Genomic DNA, 23,708 nt, shown 5'->3' with positions numbered 1-23,708 from the left:
GTCCGATATTGTAATTTTAACAGTATATTAGTTGTTTGCGTGATGAAATTCATCCAGGGGTTTAGTGCCTTTGGGGGGATTATGTTTTCTATCCGGAACGTTCTGGTTTCAGTTTTTCTTATTATCAGCATTGCCTTGGGCGCCATGGTGTCGCGATCGCTCTATGTCGCTTACAACCAGTTCGGTGTGTTCCGCGATGTCGCAAAACTGACGGCGGTTAATAAGGCGCTGTTTGATTTTCTGTTGAATTACCGCCTGGAGCGCGGCCATACCAACACCGTCTTTATGACAAGCCCGGAAAAGGCTGGAACGACTGCCAAGGATGTTCCTGTCGACCGCCAGAAGGTCGACGCGGCGATGAAGGATTTTACCGCAGCGGTCACCGTTGTCGGTACGCCAGAATTCGCGGCGATGTTGAACAAGATCAAAGGACATTACGACACGATCGTCTCGATGCGCCAGCCGCTTGATGCGCAGTTTTCCCTTCCTCTGGAAAGTCGCAATAAGGAGTTGAATGCAAAGCAGCTTTCGTATGGCGATAGCGTGCTTGATGATCTTGAAAAAAGCTCGGTTTTTACCGAATCCGCCATTCGTTCGCTGGATAACAGCCTGACAGATCTTTTGCAGGTCAGGACCAATGCATGGGTAACCCGCTCAGCGGCCGGAGCGGAAAACATCCTGCTCAACAAGGCTATCGCTCTGCAAACACCTCTCGCTATGCCTGATGTTCTTGAGGTTGCGAACCAACATTCAAAAATCATCACCGGCTGGCTTCAGGTTCGCGCACTCGTCAATCATTCGACGATGCCGGAAGAATTGAAACAGGCGCTTAGCAAGGCTGAATCAGTCTATTTTGGTGGCGCATTCGCGGATATGCGCGATACCCTCTACAAAAAAGTCGTTGCTCGCGAACCAGCTGATTTGACGCTGGATCAATGGTTGTCTCCGAGTTCCAAAGCGCAAGCCAGCATAGCTGATGTCGTGGTTACGGCCATGAAGGTTGTGAATGATAAAGCGAATTCGTTGGCTAACGCCGCATTCTCCTTGGTTATTTTGTATAGCGCCTTGCTGGTTGGCTCAATCCTCCTGACCATTGCAGGCATGGCGATTGTCGTAAGACGCGTTGTTGCTCCCATCGGTACTCTCACACAGTCCATGCGAGCCCTTGCCGATGGCGATACGCAGAAAAATATCCCCTTCACCATCCGTCAGGATGAAGTGGGAGCCATGGCCCGCTCGGTTGAGATTTTCCGGGAAGCCGCCATTCGTAACAAGCAGCTTGAATCTGAAACCGAAGAGATGCGGCACCGTGGTGAGCTTGAACGCATTGAAGTTCAGCGCGTTGCGGAAGCGGAGGCCGAGGAGCGTCTGAACCGCGCGACGGGTTCGCTTGCAGCCGGGTTGAAGCGCTTGGCGTCAGGGGATATGCTCTGTGAAATCCGCGAGGAATTCGCTCCCCGGTTTGAAGCGCTTCGCCATGATTTCAACCGCTCTGTCGAGCAATTGCGAACAGCTTTGCTGGACGTCGGCAGTGCCGCGCATGCAGTGCGCAATGGCAGCGGGGAAATCTCCCAGGCGTCCGACAATCTGTCAAAGCGGACGGAACAGCAGGCGGCCTCCCTGGAGCAAACCGCCGCCGCACTTGAGCAGATTACCGTTAATGTCAGGGCAACGTCGCAACGCACGAGCGATGCGCGAGATCTGGTGCGCAATACGCGCACGCGCGCCGAACACTCCGGGGCGGTGGTAGGCAATGCGGTCACGGCCATGGGGCGTATCGAAGAGGCCTCCTCAAAGATTACCCAGATCATCAGCGTCATCGATGAGATCGCGTTCCAGACCAATCTCCTGGCGCTCAACGCGGGCGTCGAGGCAGCGCGCGCCGGTGAGGCCGGTAAGGGTTTTGCCGTCGTTGCCCAGGAAGTACGCGAGCTTGCGCAGCGTTCCGCCAATGCGGCCAAGGAAATCAAGGCGCTGATTGCCAATTCGGAAGTGGCAGTCGGCGATGGCGTTAGGCTTGTGAACGATACCGGCAAGGGCCTGAGCGAAATCGCCGAACTCGTGCAGGCCATCAATGCGCATATGGATGCCATCGCGACGGCGGCGCAGGAGCAGTCGGTCGGTCTTAGCGAAGTCAATACCGCCGTCAATCACATGGACCATGCCACCCAACAGAACGCGGCCATGGTAGAGGAAATGAGCGCGGCGGGGGCGGGCCTTGCCAGTGAAGCAACCAGGCTTGCCGACCTGTTGGCAAATTTCGAGACGGGCGGGCAAAAGGCTGGTTTGTCTCTCGCCTCGACAGGTGGCGTGCAGCGCTCCACCCGACCGGCTGCGGCAGCCCCGGCCCGTACGGAGCGGCAGCCAGCCAGCCTCACGCGAGCCAGTCGACCGGTAGCAATTCAGAGCCGAGGTAACGCCGCCGTTGCCGTTTCAAAGGATGCCTGGGAAGAATTCTAACCCCCTCTCCAACCCAGAAAAGCCTGCACCGCTCAGGTGGGGCTTTTTTGTTCAAGGTGAGGACTGGCCCGATGCCTCGCCCGCCGCTTGAGAGAATTGTGCTCGAAAAATCTCAAGGGCATTTTTCGATTTATATGACGCAAAGCTTATTATCTTTGCGATTAATAAAGAAAAAAACATCTCCAAGTTGATTCCGTTTGTTGTAATTTACTTACGGAAAAATAACAAATTTCTCGCAAATTGACAATCAATATGAGCGTTTGTTGCCCCGTGCAGCAAATTCTGTAATTTTTGGAGGGTATTTATGCGAATTATTTCGGCTTTGCCGTTTAAGGTGCTTTTGACGAGCCTTGGGATCGTGCCTTTATTGGCAGCGATCGTGCTGGGTGCGATCCTGAGCTGGGAGGCCTGGGAAAACTATACGAAAACGTCCAAGGCCGTGACTCTGGAGCAACTGGCACGGGCCGGGGGCAATCTGTTGTTGGTCATGCCCCTGGAGGGCGCGGCGCCGCCGGCAGCCAGGACTGAGGCGCGGGCAACATCGGATGCGGCCTATGCGAAGGTGGTGAGCGCCTATGACGACGCCATCTCCGCTGGCTATGATGATGCAATCCTGAACGGCCTGAAGAACCGGCTTGTTGATTCTTTCGCCAAGATCGGCGAATTCCGGTCCGCTGTCGATGCCGATCGCGTTGACCCGATCATGCCGCTGAAATATCTCCAGCCTATTTCCGCCATGGGAATGGAATTGGCCGGCCGCGCTGCCAATCTCGTTGATGATCGCCTCCTGTCACAAGGCATCCAGGGCTATTATTCCTTGTTGCAGGTCAACGATTCCTATCTGATCATCAACCGGATCGGCCAGGTTTATACCCAAAAAGGCACGCTTTCTCCAGAAGAGTCGGCCCGTTTCCATGCTGGTTTCAATAAGGCCATGATCTACTTGAAGCCGATGCAGCAATTCCTGCCCAAGCCGTTGAACGATCAGTACGACCAGTTCTGGCGAGGAAGCGATGTCGCGCCTGTCCAGAACGCCGTAGATGCGATGGCCGTGGGTCGTACCTATACCCCCGCCACAGGCGATCTCGACACCTGGAACACCATCATGGCCAAGCGACGGGATTTCGTTGCCAACCTGATCAAATCCACGTCGCAGGATCTGGGCGCATTTGCCGATGCGCAGCTGTCGGACGCGCGTAACTCCCTCTATTTCATGGTGACGGCCCTCGGCATCCTGGTTTTGGTCACCGCGCTGTTCAGCATTTCGGTCCTGCGGATTCTTTCGAATGCCATTCGCCGGATATCGGGCCGGATGACCGGCCTGGCCGAGGGGGACAAGGTCACCACTATTCCCTATCTTGACCGCAAAGATGAGATCGGCGACATCGCCCACTCCGTCGAGGTGTTCCGCCAGGCGGCACTTCGCAACGATGAATTGGAACGGTCGGCCCAGGAAAACCGCCGTCTTGCCGAAATAGAGCGCGAGGAAATGCAGGCCAAGGCCGAGGCCGAGGCAAATGAGCGTCTCGCCCGCGCCACCGGTGCCCTGGCCTCAGGGCTGCGCCAGCTGGCAGCGGGTGATTTGCTCTGCGAAATCCAGGAGCAGTTTGCACCGCAATTTGAGGCATTGAGGCATGACTTCAATACATCGGTCAACCAGCTGCGCTCCGTTCTGATTTCCGTCGGCATATCCGCGACTGGCGTGCGCAACGGCAGCGGTGAAATTTCCGATGCCTCCAATGATCTTTCCAAGCGGACCGAAACCCAGGCAGCCTCACTGGAGCAGACAGCCGCGGCTCTGGAAGAAATCACCGCCAATGTGAAGGCGACCTCGCTGCGAACCGGCCAGGCCCGTGATCTCGTTCGGGATGCTCGCGGCCGTGCCGACAAGTCCAGCAACGTGGTCGGCAATGCGGTAACCGCGATGGGCCGGATCGAGAATGCGTCTCGGCAGATTGTCCAGATCATTGGCGTGATCGATGAAATCGCGTTCCAGACCAATCTCCTGGCGCTCAATGCCGGTGTTGAGGCAGCGCGAGCTGGAGAAGCGGGCAAGGGCTTTGCGGTCGTTGCTCAGGAAGTACGCGAGCTTGCCCAACGTTCCGCCAATGCGGCAAAGGAAATCAAACAGCTGATCGGAAATTCTGAAGTTGCGGTTTCCGAGGGAGTCAAGCTGGTCCACGATACCGGTGAGGGCCTGGGTGCCATCGCGCAGGTGGTCGAGGAGATTAATGCACATATGGATGCCATCGCGACAGCCGCCCAGGAGCAATCGGTGGGGCTTGGCGAAGTCAATGTCGCCGTCAATCATATGGATCAGGCCACGCAACAGAATGCCGCAATGGTCGAAGAGATGAATGCTGCCGGTGCAGGGCTTGCCGATGAAGCAGCCAAGCTCTCGGAACTGCTGGCGAATTTCAAGACAGGCCACCAGAACTCCGGTCGTGCTACGATCTCTTCCGGACGGGCGGATTTCGCGCGCCAGCGGGTCGCCTAGAGTTCGTCAGGGAAAATCCAACCGATTTTTCCGAAAAGGCAAACGATGCCGAGCCTGTTTGGTTCAGCACGCAGGGCTTTCAATACCGCCGGTGGCACTCGTCACCGGCGGATTTTTGTTGATTCACCGTGCCGCAAGGATGGGCAACGGCAATTTGGGGCTTGCGAAAACTCCGCGCATCACATAAAGATATGTTTATATCTTGATTGACGGAAGCGGCATGAGCATGTCTTTTACATTGGACGGTCTGGTCGATCTTCTCAAGGCTGCAGGTGAACCCACCCGCCTGCGTCTGCTGGCGCTTCTGGCGGCGGGAGATCTGACCGTATCTGACCTGACCGACATTCTCGGTCAATCCCAGCCGCGTATCTCGCGCCATCTCAAGCTTCTTGCTGAGGCGGAATTGGTGGATCGTTACCAGGAAGGTGCCTGGGCCTATTTTCGTTTGAAGCAGGAAGGGGCTGCGGGCGATCTCGCGCGTCATCTGCTGGCGGTTGCTTCCACGTCCGATCCTGTTTTAGCGCGTGACGGCGAGCGGCTTGGAGCGGTCAAACGGGCGCGGGCGGAAAAGGCACAGGCCTATTTCAGTCGCAACGCCGCTGAATGGGACGAGTTGCGCCGGCTGCATATCAATGACCGCGAGGTCGAAGATGCACTGGTGAAGCTGATCGGCGAAGACACAGTCGAGGCTTTGCTGGATCTTGGCACCGGGACCGGGCGTATCCTGCAATTGCTGGAAAGCCGCTATCAACGGGCGGTGGGTATCGATGCCAGCCGCGACATGCTGGCGGTTGCCCGGGTCAATCTCGATAAGGCTGGTGTGGCCAAGGCTGCCGTACGCCAAGGGGATATTCTCAATCTGCCGCTGGATGGTGGCGAGTTCGATGTGGTGATCATTCATCAGGTGCTGCATTTCCTGGTGGAGCCGGAGCTGGCGCTGAATGAAGCGGCGCGTATGCTGAAGCCCGGCGGGCGGCTGGTGATCATTGATCTTGCCCCGCATAAGCTGGAGCATTTGCGCGAAGATCATGCGCATGTGCGGTTGGGCTTTTCCCATCAGTTAATGGCGGGCTGGCTCGTCAAGACAGGTTTTGACGTCACAAACGCAATCGATATTGCGCCGAACCATAGGGATGGGGAGGCGCTTACAGCAACAATCTGGCTGGCGACCTATGGTCAAGCCACAGCATCCGTGGCGCAACAGGCCGCGCGGGCGGGAGTTTACTGATGGCACACACATCTTCCAAAAGAGATCAGGCACGGCCCTTCAAGCTGTCCTTTGAATTCTTCCCGCCGAAATCCGAGGAGATGGAAGCTCAGCTCTGGGCAACGGTCGATGAGCTGACCGGCTGGGCGCCGGAATTCGTCTCGGTTACCTACGGCGCTGGCGGCACCACCAAGGCGCCGACCCTGGCCGCTGTGCGCCGCTTGCTGGCGGAAACGCCACTCGCCACCGCATCGCATCTCACATGCGTCGGTGCGACACGCGAGGAAATCGCCCAGGTGGTCGAAGACTTTCGGGCGGTTGGCGTCAAGCATTTCGTGGCGCTGCGTGGCGATCCACCGACCGGTGTCGGTTCGGCCTATCAACCCCATCCGGGTGGTTTTGAGAATGCGGCAGCCTTGGTGAAGGGCTTGAAAGAGCTTGGAGATTTCGAGATCTCTGTCTCCGCCTATCCGGAAAAGCATCCGGAAAGCGCCGATCTCGCTATGGATCTCGACATGTTGAAACGCAAGGTCGACAATGGCGCGACCCGGGCGCTCACCCAATTTTTCTTCGATAACGATATTTTCGAACGCTATCTCGACAAGGTACGGGCCGCCGGGATCAGCATTCCTATCGTGCCGGGCATCATGCCGATCCTCAACCTCACCCAGTTGAAGCGCTTTGCTGGAATGTGCGGCACATCCGTTCCCGCCATGCTGGACCAGCGTTTCGAAGGGCTGGACGACAAACCCACTGAGCGCGCCAGTGTCGCTGCGGCACTGGCTGCCGAGCAGATCGCCGACCTGCAGGCGCGCGGTATCGACGAATTCCATATCTATACGATGAACCGGGCCCCGCTGGTCAATGCCACGCTGGAACGGCTGGGATTGCAGCGCTCTGATACCGCAGCCGCCGACCGGGCAGGGGTTGTGGCGTAAAGCGTGCAACAATTTTGCGATAACGATAAAGCAAAAACGCCAAGTGTGAGAGGTTCGCCCGAGCGCGATGTTTAAGCACGGTGACGAGTGCGGCTGTCCGCATACGTCATGCGCTCATGAGCCGGATCGACTGCTCAACTGTCTCGCTCAATAAAAACCGCCGTGCGCCATCGAGGGCGCACGGCGTTTTTAGCATCGTTGATGATGAAAAGTGTCATGGCGGTCCATGCCGCCGCCGCCGCATACGGTGTTGGAGTTGTTGTCGTCCTCAGATGAAAAGCATCGCTGCGACAAAAAGAAACGCTACTCCGACTGCCAGGATGTTGAACGAACGTGTCAGTCCCATCTCGGTCTCCCTTGCGTTAACAGTTAAAGAATATGACCGTTTCGTGTCATTTGAAAAGCGAAATTTGTGCTGCGATGCAGCAGTCTGTCTGTATAAGCCCTTGGAAGAAAAGGTAACGTACGGAAACATATTGTTAAAATTGCGTGATAACGAAATATTTCATCGTTAATGGCGGCAATGTCATCGGCTTGAATCTGCACCGTTCCAGGACGGACGACTCGGTTTTGGTGAGGTCAGGGACTGCGCGATGCTGTTGGCGTTCCGCCGTGCAACTTTTTCCAGGCGCGGCGCATGTGTCGGGTGGATGCAAAACCAGAGCGTTGCGCAACGGTTTCCATATCCAACCGCGAAGCGGTGACCAGCTGATGGGCCAAGGCGACCCGAAGGCGGTTGACATAATCGGTTACGCTCATGCCGGTTTGCTCGTTAAACAGGCGCGAGAGGCTACGGGCGCTGGTGGCCGCAATGGCTGCCATGCTGGCAACCGTCCAGTTGCCGGCAGGGTCAGCCGAAACCGCATCCTGGACCTTGTGAATGACAGGATGGATATGGTTACGCCCCTCAAGCCATGGGGAGAGCTGCGGATCGTTCCCCGCCCGGCGCAGATAAACAACCAGGTAACGGGCAACGTTGAGTGCTATCGTGTGTCCTGCCTCTTCTGCTACCAAGGCCAGCATCATGTCGATACCGGCGGTGATGCCTGCCGTGCTCAACCTGTCCCGGTCCTGGATATAGAGGCGATTTTCCGCCACTTTTGCTGTGGGTGCCAACTGCCGCAACTCATCAATCTCGGTGTGGTGCGCGGTACAGGTATAACCTTCCAATAGTCCGGCGCGGGCCGCCAACAAGGCGCCCGAGCAAATGGTGACGAGCTTTACGCCTGGCCGGACAGCAGACCGCAACCAGGCGACGATAGCTGCCTCATGGAGAAGATCGTCCGGCTCCGGCTCCGCATCGACTGCACCGAGCGGCTGTGCGGCATTGCCCAGGACGATAATCATCGCGCCGTCGGCTACGGCATCCGGCAGCGGCTCGATCCCGGCAAGCGCCAGGCCGACCGAGCTGGTGACGTGGGGGGAGGGACCGACATATCGAACCGTGAATCGCACACTGTCCTGCTCAAGATTGGCCTTGCGCAGGACTTCCATCGGCCCTGCCAGATCCAGCAGCAGCAGGCGTGGCGGCACGACGACGATCATTTCGATAAGGCGCTGCGGCGGGATCAGTCCTGTCATCAAGTCTATGCCGCGAGTGTTGTGGGTGGGAGTGACAATGCCTGCACGACCGTGGCAATGCGCGCGAAGCGACCGGCCAAAACCAGTTCGGTGCGGGCGCGGATCTCCGCCGCGCTCCATTCACGGCCCTGATCGTCGGTCATAGGAAAGGTGAGGGTGGCTTCACCAACAAAATCCACGCTATAGCCCAGGTCCGAAGCATGACGTGTCGTGGTTTCGCAACATTGCTCCGTACGGATACCTGATACGATCAGATGGCGGATATTGTTTCGGGTCAGCCAGACATCAAGCCCCGTACCGACCAGCGCGCTATGCCGATGCTTGCGGAAAACCGCATCCGGTTCAATCGTCAAAGGGGATAGTGTGGAGACGAATCCGGAGGCCTCGCTAAAAGGGCCAGTGTCGTTCAAATGGAAAATCTGAACGGTGGCAATGCCCGCCTTGCGGGCGCCATCAATCAACGCCTGCTGCCGCTCCAGATAGGCGGGCAACTCGTCCTCGCGGAAATAGGAACTGTGGCGGAAGGATTGCTGTGCATCGATGACCAGCAGGGCGGTGTCGGAATGTGTCATGGCCATTGCCTCCATGGGAGCTTTTATCGTGAAGATGATGTCAGTCTAACGATGAAATTCCCCGGCGAAATACCGCTTTCTGACGAGGATGGGACAAATCACGCCAATCTTTATTGACGATGGGGATTGCACTGTCGAGCATGAAAAAGCCGCGCATTCATGAGAATGCGCGGCTAAAACAACCGGAATTTTTGCTGAGGCTTAAAGTGCTGCCAACAGCGCTGGCGTCGGCCAGCCATCGGCGGGAATATTCCGCTTCAGCTGTTCCTTTTGCACGGCGTCGCGGGTGCCGCCGCCTAGAATGCCGTCGATCTCGCCGACGTCATAGCCAAGGCCCTTCAGCTTGGTCTGCAATTCCTTCATCTGCACATCGGTCAATCCCTGTTCCGGGTTGCCCTTCAGATAGGCCTCGGCACCTTCCAGGCGGGTGGCGAAATAGGCGGCAGAGGTCGTGTAGATAAACGACTTGTTCCATTCCAGATAAATGCCGAAATTGGGATAGGTGATGAAGGCCGGTCCCTTGCGGCCCTGCGGCAGTACCAGTTCGCCTTCCAGATCGGCAAATTTGGTATTGCCATCACGCGGCTTGACGCCGAGCTTGAACCAGTCGCCCGCCTTCATGCCGCTGTCGAAGCCACTCTTTTCCCAGGGCAGAGTGTCCGGCACGGTGACTTCCTGAATCCACGGCTCGCCGCGCTTGAAGCCGAGGTGCTGGATGAATTTCGCCGCCGTCATGATCGCATCGGGTGAGCTGGATTTCAGCGCCACATGGCCATCACCGTCGCCATCGACGCCGAAGGCAACGATATCCTTGGGCAGCATCTGCACCTGGCCAACTTCACCGGCCCAGGCACCGGTGTTGGTGGCGGGGTCGAGATCGCCATGCTGAACCATGGTGATCAGCGCCAGCAATTGTGGGCGGAACAGTTCCGGGCGGCGGCAATCATGCGCCAGCGTCACCAGCGCGTTGCGGGTGTTAAAATCGCCCTGCACGGCGCCGAAATCGGTTTCCATCGCCCAGAAAGCGGCGATCACGCCGGGGGCAACACCATATTCTTTTTCGGCCCGGTCGAAGACCGCGCTATATTGCTGCAATTTTTGCTTTCCCTGGTCCAACCGGCCTTTGGAAACGGTGCGGGTGGAAAATTCGGTAAAGGTCTGCTTGAACACGCCCTGGGCGCGGTCGCGGCCCAGCACCTTCTGGTCGATCTGCGCACCGGCCAGCGCCTTGTCGGCAGCCTCAGCAGACGCGCCATTGGCAACAGCTTCCGCCTTGACGCCAGCCAGAAAAGCGCTGAGATCACCGCCGCATTGCGGTGCCTGGGCAAAGGCCGTGCCGGCCATAAGGCCGCTCAACATGGCTGCGAGCGTGAAGCGAGACAGGATATGCATGGATAAAGCCCCCGGATATGAAAAGAACATGCTCCGCTCTGCCGAAGCTTTGTGACGGAAGCATGGAGAGGAGCCGGGTTTTGCCCGGCATGACGCAAAACTCCGGTCCGGAATGGTCAGTTTGCAGCGGTCTGCTGGGTCGGCAATGAGACGGCCTGCACCCATTTGCGCCAGTTTTGCTGGGTACCCGCAAAGACATTGATGTCCGTATCGCCCTTGATGCCGGGAATAACGCCGGTCGAGGTATATTGCCAGAAGGCCCAGCGGCGGTCTGGATAGATTTCCGAGGGGTGCTTGGCGACGGCACGGACCCAGAAATAATGATCCTGGAACGCGCCTTGCAAATTGTCCTTATGAAAATCGACCGATGTATAGATAATCGGCCGTTTGCCGTAATAGGCCTCAAGCCGGTCCATGAAGCGTTTCATTTCGCTGCGCACCACATCAGCCGGGGGCCGCTTGGTGCAGGTCTTGGACGTGTGGTTCCACTCAACATCCAGAACGGGCGGCATGTCCATCGAGGCTTTCGGCACATTGGCGATGAACCAGTCGGCCTGCTCGTCGGCGCTGGAGCAGAAATAATAGAAATGATAGGGCGCATGGGGCAGGCCAGCGGCATTGGCCTGCTGCCAGTAATCCGCAAATTTCGGATCGATCACATCCTTGCCTTCTGTGGCCTTGATGAAAGCGAAGGAGACGCCGGACTGGCGGACCTGCATCCAGTTGATATTACCGTTCCATTTCGACACGTCGATGCCGTGCACCTGATGGCGATGCGGAGAATTGATGCCGAAGTCCTGCGGGTCCTTGTCCTGGAATTTTGGCTGGATCGAGCCGGTTTCCATGAAATCGTAGCTCGTCGAGGTGCAGGACGCCATCGCCAAACAAATCGGAATAAGTGCCAGGACCAGCGACCGCATCGAAAACCCATTCATTCAACTGTTATGCCAAGGCAGCGCATGCCCATGGCAAGATCAAAAGACGCGGAAAATCAGAACTGGAGATCACCGATCCGATGAAGCCAGACTGGGAAACCTCGAGCCTGACTTTGCTTCATCATCGTTAAAATGTGGTTATTTTCAACCGCTCATATCGATAGATCGAAAATACCGGCCTATTGGGCGGAAAGCACGGTGATCTGTCAGGCCGCTGGGCGGCGGATAATGGCATGCCACGCATAGCCACGATAGAGCGGTGAAAAGCTCAGTGTTGCGCCTGCGGCCTCGGCCTGGGAGGCCAGTTCTTCGCGCAGATTGGCGCGTGGCGTGACGTGAAACCGGGCGAGCCAGGCATGCAGGCCTGTTCGGAACCAGCCTGGCAGATGTTCCTGCTGGCCAAAATCGACGATATGCAGCGAGCCGCCGGGGTTTAAGGCGGCAAGCGAACAGGCAATTGCCTTTTGCCAGTCGGGAATCATCGACAGGGCATAGGAGATCAGCACGCGGTCGAAACCGGTTATGGCAAAATCGGCGGCGGTGAATGCCGAAGCGTCGGCGATGCGCAGATCCGGCTGGCGCGGGCGACCGCGAAAATTACGCCTTGCCTGCACCAGCATTTCGCTGGAAATGTCCAGACCGTAGAGATGCGACATCGGATAAAGCCGCTCCGTGCAGATCAGGTTGCGGCCCGTGCCGCAGGCCACTTCCAGCAGGCTGCCATCTTTTGGCAGATCCAGGCCGACAATAGCCGTATCACGCCCGAGCAGGTAATATTTGCGGGTCAGGTCATAGATATGACGCTGGCTGCGATAGACCTGATCCATCTTGCTGGCATGCTGCCGGTCCAAGTTCGGGCCGGAATGGTCCTGACCAATACGGGCATCGCTCATGCCGTCTTCTCATAGATATGGAAGCCACCGTAGATCGCCGAGCGGTCGAGCGCGTTGAAATGGACGGACAGGTCTTTCAGATAGGACCATTGCTCTGCGAGCGCCGGGGAAATCCGACCTTCGATCACGCTTTTTTCGGCAGCGGTCCGGAAGATCACCCGCGCATCCTTGGAGGCGGTGCGGGTAATTTCGGTCCAAAGATCGTTCAACTGCTCGTCGGTCATCCAGTCCTGGGCATCGAGCAGAATGAAGCGGTCTACGCTGCCTGCGGGCTTGGTGGAGAGCAATTCGGTATAGCTGGCATGGTGGACATTGACGCGGTCAACGCTGGTGCGGATCGTGCGGTAATAATCGGCCCGCAGATAATCCGGCAATGCGCCCTCATGGGATTTCGGATAGCGACGGGCGAAAGCCTGCCAGGCAAAATAATTGTCCCGCAGCGAGAAGTGACAGGCGAGTTTTTCCAGCCGGCCTTTCAGCACCGGGGCGATGGTGCCGGTTTCCGAAACGCTGGCCAGTTCGTCATATTGCTGCGGCGGAATGCCGAGGCCGAACAATGAGCTTTTGCGATTGGTCAGCCAGCGGATAACAGGCTTTTCAAACAGCGGCGCGATGCGGGTCTCGAAAAACTGCCGCTGTTCGCGGGGGGTCCGGCATTGGGTGATTTCTTCCAGCTTGACGCCGTGCAGGCGGGCCAGAAGATGGGTGGCGGTGATGAAGCGGCCCAGCAGACCGGTGCGGTAGAAATTGCCGTTGAACACCCGGATGCGGCGGCGTCCGGTCAGCGTGCGGCGGCTCCAGTAGCGCCGCGTGGTGGCGTCCAGATGCGGTGCCACATATTGCTCGACCATGGAGGCATTGCTGCGGGCATTGTCGGTGCCAAGCAGCCGCACGACGGCGGTGTGATCGGGCAGATGCCGGAAGGCGGCCAGTTTCAGCTTATTGAGGGCAATATGATGCGGATTGAGATCGACGACATCGATGCTATCAGGTTCGCGTGACAGATAGGCCAGCATGTTGCAGCCGCCAGAGCCGATGGTGACAACACGGTGTCCAGCACCAAGCTGCATGGCCTGCATGTCGACATCCGGGTCTTCCCAGATCTGCGGATAGACCAGGCCGGAAAACAGCAGGCCGAACAACCGTTCCGACAGGCCCTTGCGTGACAGTGCATTATGTTGAAGCAGCGCCGATTTCAGCTTCTGGTTTTTGCGGAATCCGGCATCTGGAACAAGTTCTGTCATGTGAAGGGTGCCCCGTTCTGAAGTTTTTATCGGAATAGTGGCTGTCCACTACAGTTTGATGACGGGGGCTGTTGACCAGTGGCTGGGCTGTGCGCCCATGGAAAATCCCATGGTTTTTCAACCGTCATACCCTTTCATGCCCGCTGTAATCATGCTTGCATGCAGACCTCGTGTGGCGGGTTGTGAAACAGAATCACTTTTCCGCTCCAGGTTATTGTTTAAGCATCGGATTTTCCGGACATCGGTTCCCAGTTCCCGATCCGCGACACCATCCGGCGCGGGAGGAAATCGTATGCGTTTGCTGATCAGGTTTGTCCAAGGACTGCTGCTTGCTGTCCTGGTGGTTATCGTCGGGGCTGCCACGTGGCTTTGGCTGGCGCCGCCGGAATTGCTGCGAGTCGGGACAGGCTACGCCGCCAAAATTGTCTGCTCCAACGTGTTTATCGCCAAGCGTGATCCGATGGATGTTTTGTCAGAGGATGTACAGGCGCCGGGCCATCCGCTGCTGCGTTTCCTGCGGCTGGATGTCGATCGGGATGCAGGCATGGTCACGGCCTATATGTTTGGCGCTTTTGCCCCCAGCACAGCCATTGCCCGACCGGGTCTGGGCTGCGCCAACGTTCCCGATGGAAAAATCGATGCGGCTCGCAAGGTGCATCTGCCGCAACCGCTTGCGGCTTCGGCAACCCCGAACCCAGCACCGAACCCTGCGCCCTGGCCGGATGGAACCGGCGCACCGCACACCGACCCGGTGCTGGCGGGCATTCTTGCTGATCCAGCCCTGACCGGGCCATCTATGCGCGCCACATTGGTGATTCGGGATGGAGAGTTGCTTGGTGAGGCCTATGGTCCGGGATTCGGGCCCGATACGCCGCTGATCGGCTGGTCGATGACCAAGACAGTCATGGCCATGCTGATCGGCCAGCGGATGGGGGAGGGCGGGCTTGATCTCGACAAGGATCATTTGTTGCCGCAATGGACCGATGGGCGCGCGGCAATCACCCTGCGCCAATTGATGGGCATGGAAAGCGGCCTGCGTTTCAATGAGGATTATGGCGATGTCAGTGATGCAACGCGCATGCTGTTTCTGGAGCCGGATCAGGCGGCATTCGTCGCCTCTCAGCCGCTGGACGCGACACCCGGGACGCTGTTTCACTATTCGACCGGTACCAGCGTGCTGCTGGCCCGCCTCCTGATGGACAGCTTGCCACCGGAACAGGCGCTGTCTTATCCCCAAACATCCTTGTTCAAGCCGCTGGGCATGACCAGTGCAGTGCTGGAGGCCGACGAGACAGGCACTTTGGCAGGTGGGTCCTATCTCTATGCCAATGCCCGCGATTGGGCCAAGCTTGCCCAATGCCTGTTGCAGGACGGCGTCTGGCAGGGACGGCGGCTGTTGCCGGAAGGCTATGTAAAGACCATGGGGACCCCGACAAAGGCATCAGGCGGCACCTATGGACAGGGGCAAATCTGGCGGAGCGGGCCGGGCCGGGAACCGGATTCCACCTTCGGCATTACCGAAGAAACCCTCTGGTTTCAGGGCCATGACGGACAAACAATTGCGATTGTCCCGTCACGTAAACTGATTGTGCTGAGGATGGGGCTGACGCCTGCCTGGGATAACTACAGGCCGCAGAAACTGCTGAAGGCGGTTCTGGACGCAATGCCGTAGGAAACCGAATCGACAGAAAGGGGCAATGGTCCGTGTCGGCATGGACGAAGTGGTTTACTGCACTTCGTCCAGCAGGCCCTTGCGCTTGGCATCGAAATAATAGCCACGGGCATAGAGGCGAACGGCGTTATCATTGTTGTTTTCGGCCACCATCCACGCACCGCGCAGATATTTGATCGCGTATTTCAGGTTGGTTTCCGGGTCGAACAGACCCTCTGCCGGACCTTCATAGCCAAGCGAACGGGCCGTATTATAGCGGATCTGCATCAGCCCGTAATTGCCGCGGCTATAGGCCGACGGATTATAACGGCTTTCGCGGTGAATGACCCGATGGATCAGCGCGGATGGCATTCCGTATAGGGCGGCATATTTGTTGACGAGCCCATTGATGACCGTCGGGCCGCGGCTTGCCGTTTCGCTTGTGCCAGACGCGGTGCTTTTGGAGGCTTCCGGCGTGGCACTTGGCACGGGGCCGGGGGCGCTGGTGTCGAATTGTGCATCAAGCAGCGCGAAGGATTTGACGACCGGCTTGGCCGGTGAGGCATAGGCGACGGACGATGAGGCCGCAGAGCCCGGGCGCGGCGTGGGAACGGCGGAATGCATGGCCATCACATCCGGCTGCAACGCTTCGTTTTCAAGGCCGATCGGCTCGTTGTCCGAAATCCGGGCTGGTGCATTGGCGGAAGAAGGCACGGTGCTGACCGTTGGTCCAAGCGAGGCGACCTGCGTCAGGCCTGGTTTCTGGATCGGGTATGGGCCTTGGCCTGTCGCCAGGTTAACCGTCTGGCCTGTGCCCGAGGCGCCATTTATGGCGGCCAGCGCATTATTTCCCGACGCGGTATTGGCAAGCGCAGTAACAGCCGATTGCGAAGGTGGTGTCATGGCCTGCGTGCCAGGAACAGCCGGCGTCATCGTGCCATTTGCGGCAGCTACCGTTGTCGAGGCACCTGTTGCGACGCTGCCATTTGCCGATGCTACGGTATTGGCACCGGGCTGTGTGACGCCCGGCTGCGCTGCGGCCGAAACGGCTTGATGAGCCGATGCAGGCTTGGGCGCTATATCGGCTTTGGAATTGTCATTGACATTGGTGCAACTGGAAAGGGCTGCGACGATGACAGCAGTGATGCTGATGGCAATCGTGCGGTCCGTTTTCGCTGTCATGCAGATGTCCGTCGGCTATTGAAACGAGCGCTGCCCACAGGCAACGCACGAACTATTAACATCGGATTCACAAATTTGACAGCCCCCTTGAAGTCTAATGCTAACGATCACTGAAAATGACCGTTGGTATTCCCTTTGCAAATATCTCAAGCCACTGATGCATTTGAGATATTTGCAATACCTTCAAGGCGAGGATGTGGTCCACATCTTCGATGCCTTGGTCTAAAAGGGGATAACCTGTCAAAGACCGTGATTCAGGCGGCAATCCGGCGATAACCGGCGCTGACGGAGCGGGCGGAAATCAGCATGGATTTGCCCTTCGGCTGCACCATACGGCGTGCCGAACGGCGGCGAATCATCCGGTCGAAAGCGTGTGCATAAATTGCCTGAAGCCCACAGGCAAAAGCCGCGAGAGCCATGAAAGCCAGTTCCATGGTCAGAAAATCGCCGCTGAACGGCGAAAAGCCCGATGTGATCTGAGTGGTGATCGCCAACAGAAAGACCAGTGTGCGCGCATCCAGAGCCGAACCGATCACGGCCTGCGACACAATGACCATGGCGCGCCGGTCGGCCAGATTGTCGTTATCGGCCACCGGGCCAATATGCAGCGGCGCCCGCCAGAGCCTGAGTGCCAGAACCATCAATATGGCCATGCCCGGCCAGCGCAGGGCAGAGAGTGCCGTGGCGTTGATATTGCTGAGCGCCTGGGCCATTCCGAATACCAGGCACGCGGCGATACCATAGCCTGTCATGCTGCCCAGCACGCAGAGTGTGGCAGCCCGACCGCCGCCCGCTTGCCGGCAGGCGATGATCCGCTTGGTATTGCGTCCAGGCACAACAAGGAAGGCAGCGCTTGCTGCTGAAAACAACAGCCAATCCTGAAATGTCATGGGCCTGCCTCCGTGTTCGGTCAGCCTGTGGCGGGATATCATCAACCTCATCCCGGCCCGGGCACTCCCGATATAAACATAGCAGCGCCGCATGCCCTTGGCACCGGCGCTGTCACAATAAATAGTCTGTCATGTCCGTTTCAAAACCCCAGGCGGGTCCGAGCAGTCATGCAGGCATGCTTCGGGCAATTACGCCGTCAGCATCGCCTGCAAACAGAAGCCACCATTCGCCGTCAAGGTCAATGTGCCGGACGGAATTTCTGGCCCAGATGGTCCATCACATCTTTGAACCATGGCGTAGAGAGGTCGAAAGCCTTGCCGCCCTTGATGCGGGGGAATTCGATGGCGCGCAATTTGCCGCCCTGGTCCTCGTCATGACCGGTGACGCCGGAGACGCCGTTCAACCCGCTTTCGACGGCCAGATCCACCATGCTCTGGATCAGCCGCAAGTCCTCGTAATTGGCCGGGGCCGAACGGGCGTAATAGCCTGACTTCTGCACCATCGAGCGTTCGGCATCGAGCAATTTGGCGAAATGCTTCTGGAACCAGCCGCCGACATTGATCGTATCGAGCTTCACATGGCCGAACGCGTCGCGCTTGATCTCTTCGCCTGCCTTTTCCCGGTCGGCGATGATTTCGTCCATGCAGGCCCCTTCCGAGACGAACAGCGTGACGAAGCCGGTGCGGTCCATCAACTCCTTCAGCCGCTCTGCCTCGGCTTCCATGTCGAAATGGGTCTCGGGCAGATAAAGACCGTCAATGGTCTTCAGTTCTTCATTCATCATGAAGCCCTCGACATATTCATTATGCTGGATGCGCTGGATATAGGCGCGGGCGGTCGCCGCTGTCAGCCAGCCGCAATGGCGGCCCATGACTTCGTGGATGACCAGCGTGCGCGGGGCGGCACTCTGCTCGTTGGAAACATGGTCGAAGAAGCGGGCGCCGACTTCCGCCGCGGTCCAGGCACCGAGCGACTGGCGGATCGGCACGACATCATTGTCCACCGTTTTGGGCAGGCCGACGACGGTCAGGTCATAGCCATTGGCACCGAGATAGGCGGCGAGATCGGCAGCCGTCGTATTGGTATCGTCACCGCCGATTGTGTGCAGAATGGTGATGCCATCGGCGGCCAGGCGCTCGGCGGCCACCTGCAACGGGTTCTGGCCTTCCTTGACCAGGCCGCGCTTGACGCAATCGGCGACATTGGTGAGCTTGACGCGGCTATTGCCGATCGGCGAGCCGCCATAGCGATGCAGGACATGGGCCTGTTCGCGCATATGCTGGTTGATCTCGATCTTGTAGTCCATCAACAGGCCGCGATAGCCGGATTTATAGGCGACGATCTCGGCATCGGGTGCGATGTCGCTATAGCGCTCGATCAACCCGCCCACTGCCGATGAGAGGCAGGGCGCAAGGCCCCCGGCGGTCAGCAACGCGACTTTGGTCTTGGCCATCAAATCCTCCTTCTTGCGGACAAAGTGCCGCAGACGTTTACGAAATGGTGCCAATGGATGCGACAGAGGCCGGATGCTGTAAAGCGAAAAATTGAACAAAATCCGCAGTTTCGTGGAAATGTCATCAGCCGCGGAAATATAATCGTTTCAAATGGAAAGCGGTAAGCGGGAGGCTTGTGGAAAAGCTAGTATGCCAACGAAGACGTGAAGCATCCGCTGATTCTGCACTGCGGTAAAACCCGGAAAGTGAACAAAGTTTAACCCGAAACAGTGGGGTGCTTCTCTTGCATTTCAAGTGATAATTTGGTCAATCTGTCAAAATGATTTTCGATTTCGCTTGCCAACAATTATCGTCCCTCTGGGAGCGGCTGCTCGGCGCGGTCAGCGACGCGGCTGGCAATGCCTTGTCGTCGATTGTCGAAGCGATCCGCACCGTCTTTGAGGGCGATCCGGAAACGCGCAGGCGCGTGTCTTTTTCCGTGGCGATCATCGCGCTTTCGGCCAAGATGGCCAAGGCCGATGGCGTCGTGTCGCAGGCTGAGGTCAATGCGTTTCGCAGCATTTTCGATTTTCCGCCGGAAGAGGCCCGTAATGTCGCGCGCCTTTATAATCTTGCCAAGCAGGATATTGCCGGTTACGAGGCCTATGCCGAAAAGCTCGCCAATCTCTGCGGCTCGCGCACCAGAGGCTGCCCGGTGCTTGAAGAGATTGTCGATGCCCTGTTTCACATCGCCACGGCGGATGGGCTGATCCACGAGAAGGAATTGGCTTTTCTCTCTCGCATCGCCGAAATTTTCGAGATTGGTGAGGATCGCTTCGAACAGATTTCTGCCCGTCATCTCGCGCCCGACCAGGACCCCTACGGTATTCTCGGCGTGTCGCGCAGCGATGATTTTGGCACGATTCGCAAACGCTACCGGGCGCTGGCCTCTGAGCACCATCCCGACCGGCTGCATGCGCGCGGCCTGCCAGTGGAAATGCACGCCGCTGCCCATCAACGCATGGCCAGTTTCAACGCAGCCTATGCCGCGATTGAAAAGGAACGCCGGGCCGCATGACTGCATTCATCGCCGATTATCCAGACGCCGTGGTGGTGCCATCCCCGAATCACGGTGAGCGCATCGAATGCGCGGCCCCTGACACCATCATTCTGCATTATACCGGCATGCCCAGCGAAGAGGCAGCACTCTCCTGGCTCTGCACTGTGGAAAGCCAGGTTTCCAGCCATTATCTGGTGCGTGAAAACGGTGATGTCGTGCAGATGGTGCCGGAAAGCCGCCGAGCCTGGCATGCCGGCAAGAGTTTCTGGGCAGGCGCGACCGATATCAATTCCCGCTCAATTGGTATCGAGATTGCCAATGCCGGACATCCGTCTCTGCCGGATTATCCCGAAAAACAGGTGGATGCCGTCGCGCAATTGTGTCTTGATTGTGCAAGTCGCTGGTCCATCGCCCCGGAGCGGGTGCTGGCCCACTCCGATATTGCCCCGGTTCGCAAGGTCGATCCGGGCGAACATTTCCCCTGGGATCAGCTACACGCCCTGGGCGTAGGGCATTGGGTGGAACCAACCGCGATCACTGGTGGCCGGTTCTTCCAGAGAGGCGATCGCGGCCAGCCGGTCGAGGCATTGCAATCCATGTTGTCTCTCTATGGATACCCTGTTGAAATAAATGCGGATTTTGATGCTGTGACCGAGGGTGTCGTCAGAAGTTTCCAGCTGCATTTCCGCCCCTCCAAGGTCGATGGCGTGGCTGATTATTCGACCATCGACACCCTGCATCGTCTGCTGGCGGCGTTGCCGCGTTTCAGCTGAGGATTGCGGGCTGTTGTCGTCCGCAGACGGCTTTCGGCAGGGTCGAAAATCACCTCTTTTTGCCATGCCATAGGATTTCCTTATTGAGTCTGTCTAACAGCAGCCGTCGCAGCCATGGTATTCCTCGGCAGCGGTTGAGATGAACAGCGAATGTGATTTCCGAAATGGAAGTCTTTCGCAAATATCAACGATGAGGGCGATGAACATCGCTGTCCTTTGCTGGGCAGTGGACGGGTAAATAGTGCGCTTTGCTGGCATCCGTGTCCGCCCCTTTGTCTGGAGACTGACTTTTTTCATGAAAACCTCGCTTTTCGCTGCCGCGGCATGCATCGCCGTTTCTATGTCTGCTGTTTCCCAAGCCGAGGCGGCTGATGCCGGCAAGGGCTTGACCCTGATGGACATGTTGCGTGCCAATAAACAGCAAGCCGACCTCGCCAAGCCTCTGGAGAAAACCAGGCTCTCGAATAAAACCGGGACTGATGATCAGAAAGCCGATATGCAGGGGGCTGCTGGCAAGGCGCCCTATCATGCCCTGATCTCGTCCTATGCCAAGCAATATGGCGTGCCGGTGGAACTGGCCAGCGCCGTGGTGAAAATCGAAAGCGGCTTCAATCCGAAAGCGCGCGGCACGCATGGCGAAGTCGGCCTGATGCAGATCAAGCCCGCCACCGCCCGCGCCATGGGCTATACCGGTACTGTCGCCGGGCTTTACGACCCATCCACCAATCTCAAATATGGGATGAAATATCTCGCCATGGCCCACCAGCTCGGCGGCGGCGATACTTGCGGCGCCATCCTGCGCTATAATGCCGGCCACGGCGCGACACGCATGAACCCGGTTTCCAAACAATATTGCGGTCAGGTGGAAGCTGCGCTGGAAAATAGCTGAAAACGCTGACAGCGTCCCCTCTGCCGATCTTGTGGGGTGATCGGGTTTGACGATCACGCAAGAACCGCAGTTTCTGCCGGTTCTTGCGTCAGATCAATCAAACTATGTGGCAAGTCTGATCGATAATGCTATCCAATTGGCAAATCATTTTGGACGAGCGGCATGATGGATCAGGTTTTCAAATATCTCATTATCGGACGCGGTATGATGGGTGCGGCGGCGGCGCGGCATCTGGCACTGCAAACGGATGGCGTGGCACTGGTCGGGCCGGATGAGCCCGCTGACAAGCAAAGCCACGAAGGCGTCTTTGCCAGCCATTACGACGAAGCGCGAATCACCCGTACCATCGATAGCGATCCTGTCTGGGCAAAGCTCGCGCATGCGTCGATTGCCCGCTATAGTGAAATCGAACAGCAGAGCGGCATCCGGTTTTACCACGAGGCTGGTTGCCTGATCGTCGGAACGAGCCCGGATGGTCATTCCGACTATGTCGCCAAGGCGGCGCGCGCTGCCGAAGGGCTCGGCGTTTCCACCCAGTCTTTCGACCATGCCGGTCTTGCCGAGCGTTTCAGTTATTTCCGGTTCGAGCCTGTTTCCATTGGGATTTATGAGGCGCATCACGCCGGCTACGTCAATCCGCGCCGTTTGGTGGAGGCCCAGTCGGAGCTGGCTGCTCGGGCGGGGGCATCTCTGATCAACGATGTGGTCATAGACATTCGCGACGAGGGCGGCCATGCGGTGGTCACGACCGCAGGCGGCAAGGCGTTGAAAGCCGAAAAGCTGCTGGTTGCCACGGGCGGATTTTCCATTGCCGAAAGACTGTTGCCGCGCCGGATTGATCTGTCGGTTTATGCCCGCACGGTGACCTTTTTCGAAATCGCCGATCAGGATCTGCCCGCCTATCACGGTATGCCGTCGCTCATTCACGAGCCGTCCAATCCACGCGATCATATCTATCTGCTGCCGCCCGTGCGCTACCCTGATGGTAAAACCTATCTCAAGATCGGCGGCGATCCCGATGATGTCAGGCTGAAGACCGAGCCCGAAATCCGCGCCTGGTTCAGGGGTGGCGGACGGGAAAGCGCGCGTGATCATCTGGCGCGCATTTGCAGATCGCTGGTGCCGGGCGTTGCCCAGGCGCCGGTGTCGATGGCCTCCTGCGTGACCTCCTTTACGGGCAGTGGCTATCCGGCCATCGGGTTTAGCGACAGCCCACGCATCGCGGTGCTGACTGGCGGCTGCGGGGCGGCGGCGAAAAGCTCGGACGAAATTGGCCGGCTGGGTGCCGAGTTGATCCTGCGCGGCACGATTGTCCATGAGGAGTATGATGCAGATTTCACGCCTGTTTTCGTTTGAGCGCATGATTTCGGTGGCTTTCTCCAGATGTCTCCGTTAATCACGCCGAACCAGTCGGCCGGGCAGCCGCGCTTTACCAATGCCGAAAGGCGGTAGGGTGAGGAAAGTCCGGGCTCCACGGAAACACGGTGCCGGATAACGTCCGGCGAGGGCGACCTCAGGGAAAGTGCCACAGAAAGCAGACCGCCCCGTTTATCGGGGTAAGGGTGAAAGGGTGGGGTAAGAGCCCACCGCGTCGCTGGTGACAGGGACGGCATGGTAAACCCCACCGGGAGCAAGACCGAATAGGGATGACGCGGGTGCAACGCAAGTTGCGCTACAGCCGGTTTTCGGGCCAGTCATCCGGGTGGGTTGCGAGAGGCGGTGCGCAAGTATCGTCCCAGATGAATGGCTGCCACGTTCCGGGAAACCGGGGCCATACAGAACCCGGCTTACAGGCCGACTGGTATTTCCTGCCGAGGGCCGTGCGGAGGCCTTGCTTGAGGTTGAAAAACCATAGGCGCCGTTGCGCCCCTTTTTCCCTCTTTTGCTAATTTTCGTTTATTTTCATATTATTAGAAAGCATACTTGCGGATATGGGTGGCTTGCTTCCGTCAAGCCATAATAACCATTCATTAATCTTAACGGGTTATAAATTTCCGATGAAGTAGACTGGTTTGCCAACCCTAATCCCATTGACGCCCATGGTGTCCCATGTTATCCCATAAGTGCACTGCCGAGGGGCGGATAACAGCCCCGACATGCGAGACTGAGA

The 23,708-nt window shown here is 57.9% G+C and carries 18 protein-coding genes and 1 other RNA gene; 10 read left to right on the top strand and 9 right to left on the bottom strand.

Features of this window, described 5'->3' with window-relative positions; genetic code table 11:
• The first annotated feature begins 81 nt into the window (after positions 1-81).
• From AVI_RS11550 to metF, 4 genes are all read left to right on the top strand, one after another.
• Positions 82-2,460 carry a methyl-accepting chemotaxis protein gene (locus AVI_RS11550; RefSeq protein WP_015916532.1) on the top strand — a complete coding sequence of 793 codons (2,379 nt, stop codon included), beginning with the start codon at positions 82-84 and terminating at the stop codon, positions 2,458-2,460.
• A gap of 304 nt (positions 2,461-2,764) precedes the next feature.
• Entirely contained in the window at positions 2,765-4,957 is a 2,193-nt protein-coding gene (locus AVI_RS11545) for a methyl-accepting chemotaxis protein (protein WP_015916531.1), read from the top strand.
• A gap of 226 nt (positions 4,958-5,183) precedes the next feature.
• Positions 5,184-6,185: an ArsR/SmtB family transcription factor gene (locus tag AVI_RS11540; RefSeq protein WP_041698089.1), complete on the top strand. Its 1,002-nt coding sequence runs from the start codon at positions 5,184-5,186 to the stop codon at positions 6,183-6,185.
• The gene (gene metF, locus AVI_RS11535; protein ID WP_015916529.1) at positions 6,185-7,102 is read left to right on the top strand and encodes a methylenetetrahydrofolate reductase [NAD(P)H]; all 918 of its coding nucleotides are present in this window, start codon (positions 6,185-6,187) and stop codon (positions 7,100-7,102) included. Before AVI_RS11540 ends, metF begins: the two co-directional genes overlap by 1 nt.
• Positions 7,103-7,681: 579 nt before the next feature.
• Here metF and AVI_RS11530 read toward each other — a convergent pair.
• The 6 genes from AVI_RS11530 to AVI_RS11505 form a co-directional block, all read right to left on the bottom strand.
• Positions 7,682-8,683 carry a GlxA family transcriptional regulator gene (locus AVI_RS11530; RefSeq protein WP_015916528.1) on the bottom strand — a complete coding sequence of 334 codons (1,002 nt, stop codon included), beginning with the start codon at positions 8,681-8,683 and terminating at the stop codon, positions 7,682-7,684.
• A 5-nt stretch (positions 8,684-8,688) separates the two neighbouring features.
• Positions 8,689-9,255, bottom strand: coding sequence for an isochorismatase family protein (locus AVI_RS11525; protein ID WP_015916527.1), 567 nt, complete (start codon positions 9,253-9,255; stop codon positions 8,689-8,691).
• Positions 9,256-9,456: 201 nt separating this feature from the next.
• Positions 9,457-10,647 carry a lytic murein transglycosylase gene (locus tag AVI_RS11520; RefSeq protein WP_015916526.1) on the bottom strand — a complete coding sequence of 397 codons (1,191 nt, stop codon included), beginning with the start codon at positions 10,645-10,647 and terminating at the stop codon, positions 9,457-9,459.
• Positions 10,648-10,763: 116 nt separating this feature from the next.
• Positions 10,764-11,567: a glycoside hydrolase family 25 protein gene (locus tag AVI_RS11515; RefSeq protein WP_015916525.1), complete on the bottom strand. Its 804-nt coding sequence runs from the start codon at positions 11,565-11,567 to the stop codon at positions 10,764-10,766.
• 221 nt (positions 11,568-11,788) lie between these two features.
• Positions 11,789-12,475 (bottom strand): class I SAM-dependent methyltransferase, encoded by a 687-nt coding sequence (locus tag AVI_RS11510; protein WP_041696805.1) that lies wholly within the window; start codon positions 12,473-12,475, stop codon positions 11,789-11,791.
• Positions 12,472-13,719: a BtaA family protein gene (locus tag AVI_RS11505; RefSeq protein ID WP_015916523.1), complete on the bottom strand. Its 1,248-nt coding sequence runs from the start codon at positions 13,717-13,719 to the stop codon at positions 12,472-12,474. Before AVI_RS11505 ends, AVI_RS11510 begins: the two co-directional genes overlap by 4 nt.
• Before the next feature lie 292 nt (positions 13,720-14,011).
• On the opposite strand from AVI_RS11505, the gene AVI_RS11500 reads away from it, so the two are divergent.
• Positions 14,012-15,391: a serine hydrolase domain-containing protein gene (locus tag AVI_RS11500; RefSeq protein WP_015916522.1), complete on the top strand. Its 1,380-nt coding sequence runs from the start codon at positions 14,012-14,014 to the stop codon at positions 15,389-15,391.
• Positions 15,392-15,445: 54 nt separating this feature from the next.
• Here AVI_RS11500 and AVI_RS11495 read toward each other — a convergent pair whose 3' ends face one another.
• From AVI_RS11495 to AVI_RS11485, 3 genes are all read right to left on the bottom strand, one after another.
• Entirely contained in the window at positions 15,446-16,552 is a 1,107-nt protein-coding gene (locus tag AVI_RS11495) for a transglycosylase SLT domain-containing protein (protein WP_015916521.1), read from the bottom strand.
• A 254-nt stretch (positions 16,553-16,806) separates the two neighbouring features.
• Positions 16,807-17,442, bottom strand: a complete 636-nt coding sequence (locus AVI_RS11490) for a LysE family translocator (protein ID WP_015916520.1) — start codon at positions 17,440-17,442, stop codon at positions 16,807-16,809.
• A 239-nt stretch (positions 17,443-17,681) separates the two neighbouring features.
• On the bottom strand, positions 17,682-18,896 hold the full coding sequence (locus AVI_RS11485) for a pyrophosphate--fructose-6-phosphate 1-phosphotransferase (RefSeq protein ID WP_015916519.1): 1,215 nt from the start codon (positions 18,894-18,896) through the stop codon (positions 17,682-17,684).
• A gap of 320 nt (positions 18,897-19,216) precedes the next feature.
• Between AVI_RS11485 and AVI_RS11480 the strand changes: the two genes are divergently transcribed.
• From AVI_RS11480 to rnpB, 5 genes are all read left to right on the top strand, one after another.
• Positions 19,217-19,954 carry a J domain-containing protein gene (locus AVI_RS11480; protein WP_015916518.1) on the top strand — a complete coding sequence of 246 codons (738 nt, stop codon included), beginning with the start codon at positions 19,217-19,219 and terminating at the stop codon, positions 19,952-19,954.
• Positions 19,951-20,709, top strand: coding sequence for an N-acetylmuramoyl-L-alanine amidase (locus AVI_RS11475; protein WP_015916517.1), 759 nt, complete (start codon positions 19,951-19,953; stop codon positions 20,707-20,709). The genes AVI_RS11480 and AVI_RS11475 overlap by 4 nt, the downstream gene beginning before the upstream one ends.
• Positions 20,710-21,004: 295 nt before the next feature.
• On the top strand, positions 21,005-21,598 hold the full coding sequence (locus AVI_RS11470; RefSeq protein WP_015916516.1) for a lytic transglycosylase domain-containing protein: 594 nt from the start codon (positions 21,005-21,007) through the stop codon (positions 21,596-21,598).
• Positions 21,599-21,760: 162 nt separating this feature from the next.
• Positions 21,761-22,954, top strand: coding sequence for an NAD(P)/FAD-dependent oxidoreductase (locus AVI_RS11465; RefSeq protein ID WP_015916515.1), 1,194 nt, complete (start codon positions 21,761-21,763; stop codon positions 22,952-22,954).
• 50 nt (positions 22,955-23,004) lie between these two features.
• An RNA gene (gene rnpB, locus AVI_RS29225) (RNase P RNA component class A) lies at positions 23,005-23,404 on the top strand.
• Positions 23,405-23,708 lie beyond the last annotated feature (304 nt).

The sequence above is a fragment of the Allorhizobium ampelinum S4 genome (genome assembly GCF_000016285.1).
Lineage (GTDB): Bacteria > Pseudomonadota > Alphaproteobacteria > Rhizobiales > Rhizobiaceae > Allorhizobium > Allorhizobium ampelinum.
The sequence above is the reverse complement of the archived record's forward strand: the minus strand, read 5'-3'. Positions and strand labels throughout refer to the sequence as shown.